At 58.8% G+C, this 17,805-nt stretch carries 17 protein-coding genes; 9 read left to right on the top strand and 8 right to left on the bottom strand.

Annotated elements, in window-relative coordinates; genetic code table 11:
• Window positions 1–59 precede the first annotated feature (59 nt).
• Window positions 60–845 (top strand): 23S rRNA (adenine(2030)-N(6))-methyltransferase RlmJ, encoded by a 786-nt coding sequence (locus GOX21_RS12810; RefSeq protein WP_170377681.1) that lies wholly within the window; start codon window positions 60–62, stop codon window positions 843–845.
• A gap of 164 nt (window positions 846–1,009) precedes the next feature.
• Here GOX21_RS12810 and GOX21_RS12805 read toward each other — a convergent pair whose 3' ends face one another.
• The gene (locus tag GOX21_RS12805) at window positions 1,010–2,578 is read right to left on the bottom strand and encodes a 2-isopropylmalate synthase (RefSeq protein ID WP_170377680.1); all 1,569 of its coding nucleotides are present in this window, start codon (window positions 2,576–2,578) and stop codon (window positions 1,010–1,012) included.
• Window positions 2,579–2,868: 290 nt separating this feature from the next.
• On the opposite strand from GOX21_RS12805, the gene GOX21_RS12800 reads away from it, so the two are divergent.
• On the top strand, window positions 2,869–3,534 hold the full coding sequence (locus GOX21_RS12800; protein WP_170377679.1) for an SDR family NAD(P)-dependent oxidoreductase: 666 nt from the start codon (window positions 2,869–2,871) through the stop codon (window positions 3,532–3,534).
• 4 nt (window positions 3,535–3,538) lie between these two features.
• On the opposite strand, the gene GOX21_RS12795 is transcribed toward GOX21_RS12800, so the two are convergent.
• Entirely contained in the window at window positions 3,539–4,984 is a 1,446-nt protein-coding gene (locus tag GOX21_RS12795) for an MORN repeat-containing protein (RefSeq protein WP_170377678.1), read from the bottom strand.
• Between the two features lie 146 nt (window positions 4,985–5,130).
• On the opposite strand from GOX21_RS12795, the gene GOX21_RS12790 reads away from it, so the two are divergent.
• From GOX21_RS12790 to GOX21_RS12780, 3 genes are all read left to right on the top strand, one after another.
• Entirely contained in the window at window positions 5,131–6,789 is a 1,659-nt protein-coding gene (locus GOX21_RS12790; RefSeq protein WP_170377677.1) for an NAD+ synthase, read from the top strand.
• Window positions 6,790–7,103: 314 nt separating this feature from the next.
• Window positions 7,104–7,337, top strand: coding sequence for a hypothetical protein (locus tag GOX21_RS12785; protein WP_170377676.1), 234 nt, complete (start codon window positions 7,104–7,106; stop codon window positions 7,335–7,337).
• Between the two features lie 160 nt (window positions 7,338–7,497).
• Window positions 7,498–8,826 carry an NAD(P)/FAD-dependent oxidoreductase gene (locus GOX21_RS12780; RefSeq protein WP_170377674.1) on the top strand — a complete coding sequence of 443 codons (1,329 nt, stop codon included), beginning with the start codon at window positions 7,498–7,500 and terminating at the stop codon, window positions 8,824–8,826.
• Window positions 8,827–8,829: 3 nt separating this feature from the next.
• Here the strand turns inward: GOX21_RS12780 and GOX21_RS12775 are convergent, their stop codons facing one another.
• Entirely contained in the window at window positions 8,830–9,762 is a 933-nt protein-coding gene (locus GOX21_RS12775; RefSeq protein WP_170377672.1) for an MBL fold metallo-hydrolase, read from the bottom strand.
• A 116-nt stretch (window positions 9,763–9,878) separates the two neighbouring features.
• Between GOX21_RS12775 and GOX21_RS12770 the strand changes: the two genes are divergently transcribed.
• Complete coding sequence (locus GOX21_RS12770; RefSeq protein WP_170377670.1) at window positions 9,879–10,313, top strand: DUF1801 domain-containing protein; 435 nt, start codon at window positions 9,879–9,881, stop codon at window positions 10,311–10,313.
• Between the two features lie 60 nt (window positions 10,314–10,373).
• Complete coding sequence (gene gltX, locus GOX21_RS12765; RefSeq protein WP_170377668.1) at window positions 10,374–11,699, top strand: glutamate--tRNA ligase; 1,326 nt, start codon at window positions 10,374–10,376, stop codon at window positions 11,697–11,699.
• 26 nt (window positions 11,700–11,725) lie between these two features.
• Here gltX and GOX21_RS12760 read toward each other — a convergent pair whose 3' ends face one another.
• Entirely contained in the window at window positions 11,726–12,337 is a 612-nt protein-coding gene (locus tag GOX21_RS12760; protein ID WP_170350552.1) for a gamma-glutamylcyclotransferase family protein, read from the bottom strand.
• A 94-nt stretch (window positions 12,338–12,431) separates the two neighbouring features.
• Between GOX21_RS12760 and GOX21_RS12755 the strand changes: the two genes are divergently transcribed.
• The gene (locus GOX21_RS12755) at window positions 12,432–12,878 is read left to right on the top strand and encodes an RrF2 family transcriptional regulator (RefSeq protein ID WP_170350551.1); all 447 of its coding nucleotides are present in this window, start codon (window positions 12,432–12,434) and stop codon (window positions 12,876–12,878) included.
• 2 nt (window positions 12,879–12,880) lie between these two features.
• Here the strand turns inward: GOX21_RS12755 and GOX21_RS12750 are convergent, their stop codons facing one another.
• Together GOX21_RS12750 and GOX21_RS12745 are read right to left on the bottom strand one after the other, a co-directional pair.
• A complete protein-coding gene (locus tag GOX21_RS12750; protein ID WP_170377666.1) occupies window positions 12,881–15,409 on the bottom strand; it encodes an ABC transporter permease in 2,529 nt (842 codons plus the stop codon).
• Window positions 15,406–16,101 carry an ABC transporter ATP-binding protein gene (locus tag GOX21_RS12745; RefSeq protein ID WP_170377664.1) on the bottom strand — a complete coding sequence of 232 codons (696 nt, stop codon included), beginning with the start codon at window positions 16,099–16,101 and terminating at the stop codon, window positions 15,406–15,408. The genes GOX21_RS12750 and GOX21_RS12745 overlap by 4 nt, the downstream gene beginning before the upstream one ends.
• A 26-nt stretch (window positions 16,102–16,127) precedes the next feature.
• On the opposite strand from GOX21_RS12745, the gene GOX21_RS12740 reads away from it, so the two are divergent.
• Window positions 16,128–16,787, top strand: coding sequence for an arylesterase (locus GOX21_RS12740; protein WP_170377662.1), 660 nt, complete (start codon window positions 16,128–16,130; stop codon window positions 16,785–16,787).
• Here the strand turns inward: GOX21_RS12740 and GOX21_RS12735 are convergent, their stop codons facing one another.
• Window positions 16,788–17,348, bottom strand: a complete 561-nt coding sequence (locus tag GOX21_RS12735) for a L,D-transpeptidase (RefSeq protein ID WP_170350548.1) — start codon at window positions 17,346–17,348, stop codon at window positions 16,788–16,790.
• 191 nt (window positions 17,349–17,539) lie between these two features.
• Window positions 17,540–17,746 (bottom strand): cold-shock protein, encoded by a 207-nt coding sequence (locus tag GOX21_RS12730; RefSeq protein ID WP_170350547.1) that lies wholly within the window; start codon window positions 17,744–17,746, stop codon window positions 17,540–17,542.
• Window positions 17,747–17,805 lie beyond the last annotated feature (59 nt).

Raw genomic sequence — 17,805 nt, 5'->3', positions numbered from 1 at the left:
GCTGATTCCGCGACAATCAGCACCTTTCCGCCTTATTGAGAGGGACTTTAGAAGGCAATATGCTCTCTTATCAACACATTTACCACGCCGGGAATCTGGCTGATGTGCAAAAGCACGCATTATTGGCATGGGTGCTGAATTATTTGACCCGCAAAGACAAGCCGCTGACATACCTTGAAACCCACTCTGGACGGGGGCTGTATAAGCTGGATGCGGTTGAGGCACTGCGCACGGGCGAGGCGGCGGCGGGTATCGGGCGAGCCCAAAAGGCCGACTGGTTCGATGCGGATCATCCACTGAGCCGGGCAATTGCGGCGGTTCAGCAGCGACAGGGGAGCGTGGCCTATCCCGGTTCTCCGATGATCGCGGCCAGTTTGCTGCGCGATCAGGACAGTTTGCACTTTGCGGAGCTACACCCGCAGGAACACGCGGCTTTGGCTATGGCGATGTCACCCTATGGAGCCAAAGTGTACCAACAGGACGGGTACGAACTGGCGCAATCCCTGCTGCCGCCGACGCCGCGGCGAGGGATGTTGCTGATCGACCCAAGCTACGAGGTGAAATCGGAATATGATCGTCTGCCCGGCATCATCGCCAAACTGCATCGCAAGTGGAATGTTGGCGTCATTGCCCTGTGGTATCCGCTTCTATCGGATGACCGTCACCGGGCCATGGTTTCGGCGCTGAAGGCGCAGAATCTACCCAAGGCGTTTTGCCACGAGGTTCGGTTTGACCCGGTGCGAGAAGGGCACCGCATGGTCGGTTCAGGTATGTTTATCGTCAATGCACCATTCGGTCTGGAAAACGAAGCCGCCCGGTTGACCAAGTTGTTCAAGGCGCTCTGAACACAGTCTACAGTCAATTCCAGAATGCTCCCGCCTCGCTTGCCCGCATCAAAGATGCAGCCAACCGAGTTGGGCCCGGCAGCGCGCCTTTGGCGCGCTGCCGGGCCCAAAACCCAAGAAGGTTCGGCGAAGCCGGGCCGCCGCGGGTGCGGGAGCCATTGCCCCTAGGTCAGGTCTTTGTAGCTGATCTCGCGTGCGTCGGCACCGGGGCCGGTTTTTTCACGGCGTACGATCAGGCGGTTCAAGGCGTGAAGATAGGCTTTGGCCGAAGCCACAACCGTATCCGTGTTGGCCGATTGACCCGTTGCGATCATGCCGTCTTCTTCCAGACGGACTGACACCGTGGCCTGGGCATCGGTGCCCGCTGTTACTGCATGCACCTGATAAAGCTGAAGATGGGCTTTGTTCGGAAAGATCGCGCGGATTGCCTTGAAGGTCGCATCCACCGGGCCGTCGCCGTGTTCGGTTGCGATCGTATCCTTGCCGTCCACTTCCAACTCGACCGTCGACTCCGCCTGTCCGCCAGTGCCGCAGGTCACCTTCATCGACACCAATTGCAGATGATCGTCTTCGTCATCCAGCGTCATCAGTGCAATAAGATCGTCGTCAAACACCTCTTTCTTGCGGTCAGCCAAATCCTTGAACCGCACGAAGATATCCTTGAGCTGGTTGTCACCAACCTCATAGCCCAGCGTTTCTAGCTTGTCGCGCAACGCCGCACGGCCCGAGTGTTTTCCCAAAGGCAAGGACGTGCCCGAGAGGCCGATATCTTCGGGGCGCATGATCTCAAAGTTTTCGCGGTTCTTCAGCATGCCATCCTGGTGGATACCGCTTTCATGGGCAAAGGCGTTCTTGCCAACGATGGCCTTGTTGAACTGCACGTTGAAGCCCGACACCGTCGCAACGCGGCGAGAGATATGCATGATCTTGGTCGTATCAATGCCGGTGTTCCACGGCATAATGTCGTTGCGGGTGCGCAGCGCCATAACGACCTCTTCCAACGCCGTGTTGCCTGCGCGTTCGCCAAGGCCATTGATCGTGCATTCAATCTGACGTGCCCCGCCCGCGACAGCGGCCAGCGAGTTCGCCGTCGCCATGCCAAGATCGTTGTGGCAGTGGGTGGCAAATACCACCTCATCTGCACCCGGCACCGTCTCGATCAGGCGCTTGATCAGGTCAGCCGATTCCATCGGGGCCGTATAGCCCACAGTGTCTGGGATGTTGATCGTCGTGGCGCCGGCCTTGATCGCAATCTCGATCACGCGGCACAGATAGTCCCACTCGGTCCGCGTTGCATCCATCGGCGACCATTGCACGTTTTCACACAGGTTGCGCGCGTGGCTGACAGTCTCGTGGATTTTCTCGGCCATTTCGTCCTGTGTCAGGTTCGGAATGGCGCGGTGCAGTGGTGAAGTGCCTATAAACGTGTGAATTCGGTTCTTTCCGGCGTGCTTGACGGCTTCCCAACAGCGGTCGATATCCGCGAAATTGGCGCGCGCCAGGCCGCAGATGCGGCTGTTTTTGGATCGCTCGGCGATCTCGGATACCGCTTTGAAATCGCCCTCGGACGCGATGGGGAAACCGGCCTCGATGATGTCGACGCCCATTTCATCCAGCAGTTCTGCGATTTCCAGCTTTTCGTCATGGGTCATGGTTGCGCCGGGGCTTTGCTCGCCGTCGCGCAAAGTGGTGTCAAAGATCAAGACGCGGTCTTGGTCGGTCACGTTGGTCATGGGATTCTCTTTCTTCTTCTGTCCTAAAGCCTATGGCGCGCGGGCGTCCTCCTCTGAGCGGGCGCGCCGGATGGCACGCTCAGAGGCGGATTAGGATCAGTAGGCCACGCAGAGACGCACCGCGCAGGGCGGTGTCGGCAAATGGGATATCTGCGCGGTTGATCATGGGGCGGAATTTATACAGAGCCTGCCCAGAATGAAAAGACCCATTTGCGCTTAACTGCTGTTGCAGGGGTTTCTTTCAAGAGTGGCGTATTGATCCGCGTATCAGGACGTCTAGGTGGTTAGTGATGAAAACAGCGTTGATCATAGGCGCGTCAGGAGGAATCGGTCAGGCGGTATGTCACCGCCTGAGGGGGCAGGGCGTGGCGGTGACCACCTTGTCGCGGTCTACGGATGGGTTTGATTTAACCGATCCCGCCGGTATTGAGAGCGTATTGGGCAAGTTGCCCGGCCCCTTCGATTTGATCCTCGTCGCCTCGGGCGCGTTAGAGATCAACGGGGCGGCACCGGAAAAGACACTGCGTGCGGTCACAGCACAGACAATGATGGACCACTATACGTTGAACGCTGTCGGACCTGCGCTGATTCTGGGTCATGCATCACGCCTGCTGCCGCGGGATCGCCGGGCGATTTTTGCTGTGCTATCGGCACGCGTTGGGTCCATCGGGGACAATAGGCTGGGCGGTTGGGTCAGCTATCGCGCAGCAAAAGCCGCGGTGAACCAGATCGTACATACGGGGGCGATCGAACTGCATCGTACCCACCAGCAAGCGATCTGCGTTGCCCTGCATCCCGGCACCGTGAAAACTGAATTCACCCGAAAATACCTGGGACGTCATCCCGCTGTTGCACCGGATGAAGCCGCCGAGAACCTGTTGACCGTGATGGCGCATTTAACCCCAGCCGAAACTGGAGGGTTTTTCGATTGGGCCGGCAAACCCGTGCCGTGGTGAAGGTTCAGCCGTCCGAATCAGTTGAGTCCGTGGCATCTGCCTCAGGGGTCGCACTGTTCGATGTCGCCAATGCACCGTTTTCCCAAACGCCGGTTTCCTCTTCGCCGTTGGCATAGCGCACTGTGCCGTTGCCGTGCCGTTTGGCGTCGACAAAGCTGCCCTCGTAAACATCGCCGCTTGGGTATGTGGCGATCCCGTCACCGGTGATCTTGCCTTCGGTCCATTGGCCAGAATAGCTGAACCCATTGGCCATGACGATTTCACCTTGCCCGTGGCGTTTGCCTGCGTTGAACTCGCCGGAATAGGTGGTGCCATCGGGGTACGTGGACAAGCCCTTGCCCTGACGCAGACCATCGGCCCAATCCCCGTCATAGCTGGACCCGTCAGCAGAAGTCAGAATGCCCTTGCCACTCGGTTTGGCGTTTTTGAACTGTCCTTTGTAGACCGTGCCGTTGGGATAGGTGGAAATACCCTGACCTTCAATCACGCCAGCGATCCAATCGCCGTCATAGGTCGAGCCGTCGGGGTAGGTGATCAGGCCCTTGCCCTCGGCCAAATCAGCCTTGAAGTCGCCGACATGGACCGAGCCATCCGGATAGGTCATCTCACCTAAACCCTCAAGCAGCCCGTCGGTCCATTCGCCGGTGTATGCAAATCCGTCAGTGCCGGTATAGGCCCCCTGACCATGGCGCAGATCGTTGGCATAGTCGCCTTCGTAGACGTCGCCATTGGCATAAATCATCTTGCCCTTGCCTTGCCGCCGACCCTCGATCAGTTCGCCTTCGTAGACGTCACCGTTGACAAGGGTCATGCGCCCGGAGCCTGTTATGCGGTCTTCGACCCAATCGCCGACGTAAGTCATCCCGTCGGGCAGGGTCAGGCTGCCTTGACCGTGGCGCTGACCATCCTTGATTTCGCCCTCGTAGATACCGCCTTCGGCATAGGTAATCTTGCCACTGCCCTGTTTGACACCATCAACCCAGTCCCCGTCATAGCTAAAGCCGCTGGGGTCCGTCATCACGCCCTTGCCGTGATAACGCGCGTTTTTGAAATTGCCCTCGTAGCGCGCGCCATTGGCATAGATCGCGATGCCAGCGCCATTGAGCGACCCGTCGGCCCATTCACCATCATAGCTGCCGCCGTCGGCATAGATGATCTTGCCGCGCCCTTCGGGTTGCCCTTTGACAAACATGCCTTCGTAGATCGAGCCGTTGACATAACGGGCAATCCCTTTGCCCTGAATCTCACCCTCGGCCCATTCGCCGCTATATTCGAACCCGTTAGGCAGGCGATACGTGCCGGTCCCGTGGCGCAGGCCGTTTTCGAACGTGCCTTCATAGACGCCGCCAACTTCATCGTCCGTGGTGATTACCTGACCGTTCTGCGCGGCGGCGCCAGCAGCGATCAGAGCGATTGCTGATGCGGCAATGGAAATGCGAAAAGCGTTCATAATCTGTCCTGCCTGCCCAGTGTTCATCCTTTTGCGCAAAACTAAGGTACCGGTGGGGGCAGAGCAACGGGTTTTGCCGCATTTGCCTTTTACTTGCGCAATGATCTGCTAAATGGCTGTAAGACTGACGAGGGCAAGAGGGCACAATGGCCGACCGTTTCCGTATCACTCTGGCGCAACTCAATCCCACTGTGGGGGATATCGACGGTAACGCTGCCAAGGCGTTGGCCGCGTGGAAGCAGGGGCGCGAGGCCGGGGCCGATCTGGTGGCGTTCCCCGAGATGTTCATCACCGGCTACAACACGCAGGACCTGGTGATGAAGCCTGCGTTCCACCGGGCGGCGATGGCGGCGGTCGTGGATCTAGCCAAACAATGCGCCGATGGCCCTGCGGTGGCGATTGGCGGACCTTGGGCAGAAGATGGCAATCTTTTTAACGCTTACCTGATCCTCAAGAACGGGCGGATCAGCAGCAAGTCGTTGAAACATCATTTGCCCAATGAAACCGTATTCGACGAAGTTCGCCTGTACGATGCCGGGCCTTTGGGCGGGCCTTATGCGGTTGGCAACACCCGCATCGGCAGCCCGATCTGCGAAGACAGCTGGCATCCGGACGTGGCCGAAACGCTTGAGGAAACCGGGGCCGAGTTTCTGCTGATCCCCAATGGTTCGCCGTATTTCCGCAACAAATACGACGTGCGCCTGAACCATATGGTGGCCCGCGTGGTCGAGACTGGCCTGCCGCTGATCTATCTGAACATGGTTGGCGGTCAGGACGATCAGGTATTCGACGGAGCCACGTTTGGCCTGAACCCGGGCGGAGAGCTGGCGTTTCGGATGCCTGTCTTTGACGAGGCCGTGACGCAGATCGATCTGGAGCGTGGCGATGATGGCTGGCGCATCGTGCCCGCTGAAATCGTGCCGCAGCCCGACGAATGGGAGCAGGACTATCGCACCATGGTGCAATCCTTGCGCGACTATATGGGCAAGACCGGGTTCAAAAAAGCGCTGCTGGGTTTGTCAGGCGGCGTTGATTCTGCCTTGGTCGCGGCTATCGCAGTGGATGCAATTGGCGCTGAGAATGTTCGCTGTGTGATGCTGCCTTCGGAATACACCAGTCAGGCGTCGTTGGACGATGCCGAAGCCGTCGCCAAGGCGTTGGGCGTTCACTATGACTATGTGCCGATCTCGGACAGCAGGGCGGCCGTGATCGAGACCTTGGCCCCGCTGTTTACTGGGCGTGATGCGGATTTGACCGAAGAGAACATCCAATCCCGCTTGCGCGGTTTGCTGTTGATGGCGATCTCGAACAAGTTTGGTGAGATGCTTCTGACCACAGGCAACAAATCCGAGGTCGCGGTGGGATATGCCACCATCTACGGCGACATGAACGGCGGCTATAACCCGATCAAGGATTTGTACAAAACCCGTGTGTTCGAGACCTGCCGCTGGCGCAATGCAAACCACCGCGACTGGATGATGGGGCCCGCAGGTGTGGTGATCCGCCCTTCGGTCATAGACAAACCGCCCAGTGCCGAACTGCGTGAGGACCAAAAGGACAGCGACAGCCTGCCCGACTATCCGGTTTTGGATGCCATTCTGGATATTCTGGTCGATCGTGAGGGCTCGATCGCCGATTGTGTCGCTGCCGGATTTGACGAAGCTGATGCGCGGCGGGTCGAGCATCTGATCTATATTAGCGAATACAAACGCTTTCAGTCCGCCCCTGGAACCCGCTTGACGCATCGGGCCTTTTGGCTGGATCGCCGCTATCCGATTGTGAATCGCTGGCGGGACAAAGGCTGAACTGCTCTGGAACCAATTAAGGAATAAATGATTGTCTCCTTCGCTAGGCTAGTTTGTCCAGAGAGGTGAGCATTGTTTCAAATATTCCGATAACACTCTAATTTTCCAGCCTCTCTTGGAATAGATGGCTTGAAATTGAGACATTTTTTTGCCACATTTTAGCTTAATTCACGCCCCATCTGGGGCGGTGTGACCTTATTTCGAAAGTATCGAATTGTGGCGCACTTGGTGTTGGATGTCTGAGTTAACGATTTGGTGTTATTATGTATGAGGGATATGACAAACCGCTTCACCCGCCGTTGAGGTTCAAATCAATGGAGTCCGAGGCGCGGGTTCTGGACGAAGCTAAGTTGGATTCTGCCATCGCGGATCTTCTTCGCGAGGATGAGTCCGAAGACCCCGAGCCTGAGGTAAAATCTACAAAAGCGCCGGCCGTCTTTCCTGAACTGCCTCAACAGGCCGAGATGGATGAAGAGGTCGAGACGAAAGACAGCGGGTTGGGGGCGACCCTGCGCCAGAAATTGGCAGAGTTGCGCGGCGCGGCTTAATTTCCAGGTGAATCCGGGCGGAATGGCGCGTGAATTCTCGCGCCTATTGGCGTGTTCGCCACAGCTTTTGAAAATCATCACCCCTGCGGCACAAGGCACGTTGCCTGTGCGCTCGCTCTGGGCCTTCATGGCGGTTCGAGCCACGAAATAAGAGCAGTTGATGCCCGGCCCCAAGCCAACCCCCGTCGAACCTGATTTGCACTTGCCCAAAACCGTGGATGTCGTTGTCATTGGCGGCGGCATAATCGGCGCGTCCACCGCGTTGGAACTGTCTGAACGCGGTGCTTCGGTGCTGCTGTGTGAAAAGGGGCAGATCGCGGGCGAGCAAAGCTCGCGCAACTGGGGATGGGTGCGTCTGGGTATGCGCGACCCGCGGGAAATCCCGTTGATGGTCGAGGCGCTGCACCTGTGGCAAGGGCTGGATCAGCGGACCGGCCGCAAGACAGGTTATACCCGTGCAGGCATCCTGTTTGGCGCCTCGGGCAAACGCAGCAGCGGAAATCTGGAACGCTGGCTACGCCATGTCGACGGGTTGCAAACCGGTGCCAGATTGGTGGCCGGGGGTGAGTTGGACGCGATGCTGCCTGATACTGCAGCGGATTTTGATTGCGCCCTTTTTATGCCGCAGGACGGTCGGGCCGAGCCGCAATGGGCCGCACCCGCCATCGCCGAGGCGGCGCGGGACCGTGGGGCGGTGCTGATGACCAATTGCGCAGTGCGCAGTGTCGATCTTAGGGATGGCCGCGTTTCTGGTGTGTTCACCGAGCGTGGTCGGGTGGCATGTAATTATGTGGTTCTGGCCGGTGGCGCGTGGTCACGTCTGTTTGCCGGGAATGCCGGGATTGATCTGCCGCAACTGAAGGTACAGAACACGGTTCTGCGCACGTCACCTGTCGAGGGTCCTGAAACAGCGCTTTGGGCGGATGAATTCGCAATGCGAAAGCGTGCCGATGGCGGCTATAGCATCGCGTCCGGTCGTGAGAATACGGTTGATATCGTGCCCGATAGCTTTCGTCTGGGTCGACAGTTCCTGCCTGCCTTTAAACAGGAATGGCGGTCTTTGCGCTTTCGATTGTCGGGCCGCTGGCGCACCGAGGCGCAGCAGGATCAGACCTGGCTGCCAACCGATGTGACGCCGTTCGAAAAATGCCGTGTGCTGGACCCCGAGCCGTCGTCAAAAGTGTTGCGCAAGGCATGGGCCAAAGCACGCGATGCGTTTCCGGCGCTTGAACAGGCCGAGATTGTACAAAGCTGGGCGGGCATGATCGATGTAACACCGGATGCGGTGCCGGTAATCTCGGGGGTGGATGAGATGGCGGGAATGTATATTGCAACCGGTTTTTCCGGTCACGGGTTTGGTATTGGCCCCGCAGCAGGTCGTCTGATGGCTGACCTGGTCGCCGAAACCACGCCTTGCGTCGATCCGGCCGCTTTTCGCCTGTCCCGTTTCACGGATGGCTCAATAGTGCGGCCGGACCCTGGATACTAGGGCTTAGCCCATCATCTGATAGCTGACGGGGACAAAGCGGAACCCGTCACCGCGCGTTTCGACAAAGCCGGCCGCCGGGAACGGCATGTGATAGCCGATCATAGGCACCTTGTCGGCGGCCAGCATGCCCAGCACATTGCGCCGGGATGCAGTGGCTGCCGCCTTGTCCATGTCAAAGCGCACCTCCCATTCCGGGTGGGCAAAAGACCAGACATAGTGATTGGCCAAATCAGCGGTCAGCACCAGACGTTGCCCGTTGCTTTCCAAGTGGTAAACCGTGTGACCCGGAGTATGCCCATAGGCTGCGACTGCGGTGATGCCCGACGCGACCTCGCCCCCGTCTTCGACAAAGGTCATCTTTTCGGCCAGCGGTGTCACTTTGGCTGCGACCAGATCGCCAACGCGGTTGCCTGCGTCTTGCGCGGCCCAGAAATCATATTCAGGCGATGCAGTGACATAACGCGCATTCGGGAAGGTCGGCGAGTCGTTCGTGGTCATGCCGCCGATATGGTCGGGATGCATATGGGTGATCACAACGGTATTGATCTGATCTGGCGTCACGCCCGCATCCGCCAGCGCGGCCTGAATGCCGCCCTGACCTAGGCCAGTGTCGAACAGAACCAGCTCAGACCCGGTATTGACCAGTGTTGGGGTAAAAAAGAACTGCGCCACCTCGGGCGAGATGAAGTTGTCGGCTGAGACCTTGGCGAAATCCTCGTCCGAAGCGCCGCCGCCAAAGATATCCTTGGCGCCGTCACGGGGCAGGCTACCGTCCAACAATGTGGTGACGGTGAAGTCGCCCAACTTAAAGGATTTGGCGATGGTTGAATTGGCCTTGGTCTCGGTCCCGGCGGCCAAAACCGGGGCGGCGGCGGATGCGAATGGCAATGCTGCTGCGGCTCCTAGGGCCGCGCGGCGAGTCAATTTGATGGTCATTTTCGATCTCCCTGTCAGAATATCAGGATGTTAGGTAGGGCGGAGAGGGTCACTTGCCACTCTATACACTCAAGACATGGGCTGTGTGGTTGAACATTACGTGTTAAATTTTGTTCATGGCGCGATCTGTAAACAAAACCGTCCCCACAGGGCAAAGCGTTGAGAGTTTCCTTTCGGCGGTACAGCCAACGCGAAAAGCCGAGGAGGCACGGGTACTGGATGCAGTATTCCGCAACGCGACGGGATTTGCACCTGTTATGTGGGGGGCGTCGATGATCGGGTACGGGCGATACCATTACCGATATAAATCCGGGCGCGAGGGTGATTTTCTGGCCACCGGGTTTTCCCTACGTAAATCTGCGCTGTCGATCTATATCATGCCCGGTTATGCGGATTTCGGGGATATCCTGACGCGCCTGGGCAAACACAAACTGGGCAAGTCCTGCCTCTATGTGAACAAGCTGGCGGATATTGATCTGGACGTTCTGTCCGAGCTGATCCGAGCCGGGTTGAAGGATCTTGATCAGCACTGGCCAATACAGCCGACCTGAACGCCTCTGCTGGACAATTGGCCCATCCTGTGACATGAGCCGCGCCAACAGGAGAACTCCATGACCACCACCCGTTTTGCCCCGTCGCCCACCGGTTATATCCATGTGGGCAACCTGCGCACCGCCTTGATGAACTATCTGATCGCCCGCAAGGCAGGCGGTACGTTTATCCTACGTATCGACGACACCGATCCCGAGCGTTCGAAAGAAGAATATGTCGATGCGATCAAGCAGGATCTGGAATGGTTGGGCCTGCATTGGGACCGGGTCGAGCGTCAGTCCGAACGGCTGGACCGCTATGCCGAAGCTGCGGACAAACTGCGTGAGATGGGCCGGTTTTATGAGGCGTTTGAAACGCCGACCGAGCTGGACCTGAAGCGCAAGAAACAGCTGAACATGGGCAAGCCGCCAGTTTATGACCGCGCCGCGCTGAACCTTTCTGAGGCTGAGAAAGACGCGTTGCGGGCTGAACGTGGCAATGGCGTCTGGCGGTTCAAGCTGGATCATGAGCGGATCGATTGGACGGACGGTATTCTGGGCGACATTTCAATCGATGCGGCCTCGGTGTCTGACCCGGTGCTGATCCGGGGGGATGGTCAGGTTCTCTATACGATTGCGTCGGTGGTGGACGACACCGAAATGGGCGTTACTGACGTTGTGCGCGGCTCGGACCACGTGACCAACACTGCGACGCAGATTCAGATCATCGAGGCACTGGGCGGCACTTGCCCGCGCTTTGCACACCACTCGCTGCTGACCGGCCCGCAGGGTGAAGCTTTGTCCAAGCGTCTGGGCACGCTGGCCCTGCGCGATCTGCGTGAACAGGGAGTGCAACCAATGGCTCTGCTGAGCCTGATGGCGCGTTTGGGCTCGTCCGATCCGGTTGAGTTGCGTTCGGACATGGCTGAACTGATCGAAGGATTCGATGTAAACCGCTTCGGGGCTGCACCAACCAAGTTCGACGTGCAGGACCTGTTCCCGCTGACGGCGAAGCACCTGCAATCGCTGCCGCTGGCCGATGTGGCCGACGCCGTTGCCGACGCAGGCGTTCCAGCCGACTTGGCCGAGCCGTTTTGGTCGATGGCGCGCGAAAACATCACCACCCTAGCCGATCTGAAAGGCTGGTGGGAGCTGTGCCGCGACGGGGCTGAACCCTTGATCGCGGATGAGGACCGTGAGTTTATCGCCGAAGCCGTTGCGCTGCTACCCGAAGGGCCTTTCGATGGTGAAACATGGGGCGCATGGACCAAAGCGGTGAAAGAGGCCACCGGCCGCAAGGGCAAGGGCCTTTTCATGCCGCTGCGCAAGGCGCTGACCGGCATGGAGCGGGGCCCGGAAATGGCGACCTTGCTGCCGTTGCTGCAGGTGATCCGCGCGCGCGGATGAATGTACCTGATCCGGTATTAATCAGCCTAGAACACGAATGAGGCAGGCAAACCGCCTGCCTTTTTTTGTTGGCCGGTCTGCAGCACTTGTGCCGAAACCTGTTGCAAACGATCATCCACCAATTCGGTCTCTGCCGGTTTTAGTTGCTGATGGCGCGGATACCGAGGTTCTGCGCGATCATTCAGGATTGGCGCGTCCCAACCATCGGTGGTTGCAAAAAACCGATCCACTCCATCGGGTCCGAAGGCACGCAGATAACCCTGCACAACCACGTCAATATAACTTAGCAGCAGCGGGTGGTGGTTGCTGGGTGCGGTATGACGGTCATGCGGCACCGCATAGACGGCAATTTCAACGTCATGGGTCAGGGGGTGTGTCACCGCCTGCGTGGCAGGCACCCGATCATAAGCCCATTCCCGTTCATCCAGCGCCGCCCAGTCGTTTTTCGGCACATGAGCTATCATCCCCTCAATCTCACAATCCGGGTCCGGCACTGCTGTCAGAAAGGCCACCGGGCGCAGATCGGTATGGCGCCAGGCGCGCCGCCATCCCTTTAACCGGGCCGGGTGCGGATCGGGGAAATCATGGGTCGAAAGGTTCACAAGGCTGCCATAGCCAAAGAAATAAGGGTCCGCCATGCGCCTACATGTCCTTCTAAGCGATTGATGTATGTCAAACCGCTTTTTTGCCAGACATGCAATAAGGTCCCACCTTGAAATTTGGGAGGCCAACATGCGGATTACCAAACGGACAAACATAGCAGTGCGCCTTTTGATGTATTGTGCGGCGCATCAGGATCGATTGGTGACAAAGGCCGAGATTGCGGATGTGTGCAATATCTCGGAAAACCATCTGGCACAGGTGATCAATCAATTGAGCCAGCTAAATTACCTGAGCACCCAGCGCGGTCGCAATGGCGGTATGTCTCTGGCGCGCCCAGCTGACGAAATTCGCGTCGGGTCGGTTTTTCGCCATGTCGAGGGCGCTTTACCGATCGCCGAGTGTTTTGCCGATGCCGACAATACTTGTCCACTGACCGATGCGTGTCGGTTGCGGGTGGCGCTTAGCGACGCTGCCGAGGTTTTCTATGCCTCGCTGGACGAGATCACGCTGGATGCGCTGGTCTGTGACAACGAACAGCTGTTGCAAATCCTGCAACCGGTGGCCTGCGTGCGCTGATCCTAGTCAGCGGCGCGCAGAATGCTGGCCGGGCGTACCGCCAGTGGGCGCAGGGCAAAGACCAGACCTGCGCCCAGTGTCACAAGGATTCCAGCCAGCACGATACCCAGGGCTGAACTCCAGATGACCGTGAACCCGGTGTCAAAGATGTATGTGGCCACAGCCCAACCCCCTAATATCCCGGTCAGCAGGGCGACACATCCGGCGGCCGCGCCCAGCAAGATCGAACGCAGCGCAAAGCTGAGCAAGATGCGCCGCCGGTCTGCGCCCAATGTCTTGAGGATCGCAGATTCGCAGCGGCGCGCGGTTTCGCCTGCTGCGGCGGCCCCAATCAGGACCAAGAAACCGGTCAGCAAAGACACACCCGCTCCATAGGAGGTCGCCGCCGCCAGCCCGGCCAGCAGGCCTGAGACACGATCAATCGCGTCCCGCACCCGGATCGCTGTGATGTTCGGATATTGCCCGGCCAGGTCGCGCAGAATGGCAGCCTCGGCCTGTTCTTCGGCATAGACGGTGGCGATAAAGCTGTGTGGGGCTCCGGCCAGCGCCGAAGGGTTCATCGACATGATAAAGCCGATGCCGGCGGTTGAAAAATCGACCTCGCGTAGTGAGGTGATTTCGGCAGTGATGTCCCGGCCAAGGATATTTACGGTCAACTCGTCGCCTAGGGACAGGCCCATTTCCTCGGCCTCTTCTGCCGCGAAACTGACCTGCGGTGAACCGGAATAGTCATCCGGCCACCATTCGCCTGCCGTGACGCGGGTGTTTTGTGGCCGAGCGGCGGAATAGGTCACGCCCCGATCACCGTCTAGAACCCAGTGGTCGCCAGCTACCTCACGGGCAGGGCGGCCGTTGATCTGGGTGATGATCCCCCGCAGCATCGGTGCGCTTTCAACACGGGTGACAGCCGGGTCAGCGTTCAGCCGTTCGGTAAAACCGGGCATCTGGTCTTTTTGAATGTCGACGAAGAAATAGGATGGCGCCACGTCCGGCAAATTGCCTGCGATTGCATTGCGCAAGGTTCCGTCAATCTGGCCAACGGCGGCTAGTACCGAAAGCCCCAGCCCCAAGGACAGCACGACCGACGCAGCCCCTTCGCGCGGGTCCGAGATGGCCGATAAGGCCCATCGCAGGGCCGGGCGACCACGTGCTGGTTTGGCACCGAAACGGGCAAACTTGCGGATTGCCAAAGCCGACAGAGACAGCACAAGCAGCGCGCCGACCAGCCCTCCGCTGGTCCAGAGTGTCAGACGTGCCGAACCGCTGAACCAGGATGCTGATGCGACCAGCAGGACCAGCCCGATGCCAGTCGCCAGGATGAATACCGGGCGCGGGAAGGCGTGGGCCGAAGACAACGCATCGCGGAACAGGGTCGCGGCCCGCACTTCTTCGGTGCGGGCCAGGGGCCAGAGGGTGAACAGGAAGGCCGTCAGAACCCCGTATAGCGCGGCCTCGGCCAGCGGACGCGTATAAAGCGAGAAGACCGCCGGGACAGGTAATTGGCTTTCGATCAGCGGGGCCAGTAGCAGGGAAAGTAGCCCACCCAAAGTTATGCCTATAAGGATGCCAATACCGGACAATACACCGATCTGGATCATGTAGGTTTGCAAAATCGTCGCGCGATCCGCCCCTAAAGTGCGCAGCGTGGCGATGGTTTCGGTCTTTTGCCCCAGATAGGCCCGGACGGCGGCAGAGACGCCAATACCGCCAACCGCCAGACCCGACAGTCCCACAAGAACCAGAAAGGCGCTGAGGCGGGCGACGAATTCCGCGATCCCCGGAGCGCCATTGCGGGCATCGGTCCAGCGCATACCGGTACTGTCGAAACTTTGCTGTGCTGTGGTGGACAAGGCCGCAAGGTCAGTATCGGGTGGCAAAGCCAGCCGGTATTTGGTGGAAAACAACGTCCCCGGCGCCAAAAGGCCCGACGCCTGTAAATCTTCGGTTCGTACCAAAGTACGCGGCCCCAATCCGAACCCGTCGGCAGCCCCGTCCGGCTCGTGAATCAGGGCGGCGGTCAGGGCAAACTCTTGCGTACCAAGGGCAAAGCGGTCTCCGACGGACAGACCTAACCGATCCATCAGCACCGGATCCATGACCGCTCCGGGCAGGTTCTGATCACCATCCAGAGCGGCGGATAGCGTTTGGTCAGGGTCCAGCACGGGTGTGCCCAACAACGGATAAGCCGCATCCACCGATTTCACCTGGGTCAGCGCGCGCTGGGCTTCCTCGCCTTGCTGGACTACGGCCATAGAGCGGAAGTCGACCACTTCAGACACAGCCGTTGCGGTCTGTTCCATCCAGTCACGCTCATCCTCATTGGCGAAGCGGTAGGTGAATTCCAATTGGGCGTCTCCACCCAGAAGCGCAGCGCCTTCCTGGGCAAGTCCCGTCTGGATGGCCTGACGCACCGATCCAACGGCGGCGATGGCGGCAACACCCAGCGCAAGACAGGCCAGAAACACTCGAAAACCGCGCAGGCCGCCGCGCAGCTCGCGCCGGGCCAGACGGCCAGCCAGCCGCAGGCTCATTCCGCGGCCTCCTGCTGAACGTCTTCGGCAATCGTTCCATCTCGCAACCGCACGACCCTGTCGCACTTGCGCGCCAGACTGTGGCTGTGCGTGACCAGAACCAGTGTTGCGCCGTGTTTGTCACGCAGACCAAACAGAAGATCGACAATGGCGGCACCAGTTGCATCGTCCAGATTTCCCGTGGGTTCATCCGCCAGCAATATCTGCGGTCGCGGGGCTGACGCCCGGGCCAGCGCCACCCGTTGTTGTTCACCCCCCGACAATTGCGCCGGGTAATGATCGCGCCGATGGGACAGGCCGACCGCTTCCAGTTCGGCCTCGGCGCTGTCGAACGCATCCCTGTGTCCGGCCAGTTCCAGCGGCGTGGCCACGTTTTCCAGCGCGGTCATGGTCGGGATAAGGTGGAAGTTCTGAAACACCACCCCAATCGTGTCCCGCCGGAAACGGGCCAAGGCGTCTTCGTCCATTTCTGTCAGATCGTTGCCAAGGGCGGTGATCTTGCCCGCCGTCGCCAGTTCCAGCCCGCCCATCAGCATCAACAACGAGGATTTGCCCGACCCGGACGGCCCCACCAGCCCCAGTGTCTCACCTTTGGCTACGGTCAGGGATATGTCATGTAGGATTTTGACCCGCCCGGCATTGCCATCCAGCGACAAAGCGGCATTTTGGAGCGAAAGAACAGGTGTCGTCATAGGTCTTTCCAAATGAAGGCGGTCAAATGGGATATGGAGCGGTTCTGATGGTGCGCAAGGCTTTGATGTCGGTGATATTTGTTTGCTGCGGTTTTGGGGCCACAGCCGAACAGATCGTAATCGCAGCCTTAGGCGATTCCCTGACACAAGGCTATGGGTTGCCGGAAGAGGACGGGTTTGTACCGCAGTTGGATCGGTGGTTGAGGGCACAAGGCGCGGATGTGCGCCTGATCAACGCCGGTGTATCCGGCGATACCACAGCCGGAGGCGCCGCGCGCGTGGACTGGACTTTGACACCGGAAGTGGACGGCATAATCGTGGCGCTGGGCGGTAATGATCTGCTGCGGGGGATCGATCCGGCAGTGTCGCGCAGTAATCTTGAGGCAATTGTAAAAGTGGCAGACAGCTCGGAGGTCGATATCCTGCTGGTCGGCATGCAAGCGCCGGGGAATTATGGGGCGGACTACAAAGAAGCGTTTGACGCGATCTATCCCGACTTGGCGACAGCGTATGAAACAGGTTATGCGCCCAGTTTCTTTGCTGGGCTGACAGCCGGGGGCGATCCGGACGCCGCCCGCAACTACATGCAATCAGATGGCATTCATCCGAATGCCGCAGGTGTGACCTTGATCGTTGAGAACCTAGGTCCATACGTGTTGGAGCTTGTGAACGCCACCCGGCAGTGATCAGACGACAGTGACCACGGTGCCGATGGGCACACGCTCATACAGATCGACCACATGTGAATTCAGCATGCGAATACAGCCGTTGGATGCTGCCCGCCCAATGGTTTGCGGCTGCGTGGTGCCGTGAATGCGGAAATAGGTATCGACACCGTTCTGGAACAAATACAGCGCCCGCGCCCCCAATGGATTGTCGCCTCCACCGGGTTGGACATAGTCATTGTCCTTGAACTTGGCATATGTGACGGGTTCGCGTTCGATCATCTCATCAGTCGGGCGCCAGGTCGGCCACTCCTTCTTGACGTCGATCGTGGCGGTGCCGGTGAATTCCAACCCCGCCTTACCCACCCCGCACCCATAGCGGACCGCCTTGCGCGGTTCGGTAACGTAGTAGAGGTAGAAGGACCGGGGAACGACAAGCAACTGACCCGGCAAAAACTCTTTCTTGATCCGCACGTATTGCGGCGTGGGATCGTATTCGACAGCTTTTTGCTTTGCGATTGCAACACCGGGCAAAAGGCTGGTGGCAGCAGTTGCTGTCAGGAAAGTACGGCGCGTGAACATGGCAGCTCTCTTCAACAAAACACAAAATTATTGACCCTAATGTCGGAATGATAGCCGATCTGGTCAATCGCCGGAGAGAAGTAACCTGTTTGTGATGTATTCGCCGGGACACACTTGCGGACGGTGGTCAAACGCGAAAGTGGTCGTCCAGTAAGGAAAAGGGCAGAGAAATACTCTGCCCTTTCATTGACTTACGCCAACTGAATGTCGTCGGCGCTTTCGCGGCCGTCACGACCCGAGCGCAGCTCGTACGTGACTTTCTGATTGTCGGCCAGGCCGGTCAGACCCGAACGCTCGACAGCTGAGATGTGTACGAAGATGTCTTTGCCGCCATCTTCGGGTGCGATAAAGCCATAGCCTTTGGTTGTGTTGAACCATTTTACGGTGCCTGCGGGCATATCCGTTGTCTCCTGTTTAGTGCTGCCCACGGTGTTGCGGCAGCCCGGCGTCGTTGTCT

The sequence above is a fragment of the Ruegeria atlantica genome (genome assembly GCF_013032005.1).
In the GTDB taxonomy this organism is placed as follows: Bacteria; Pseudomonadota; Alphaproteobacteria; order Rhodobacterales; family Rhodobacteraceae; genus Ruegeria; species Ruegeria atlantica_A.
This window is presented reverse-complemented; position numbering and strand designations above follow the sequence as displayed.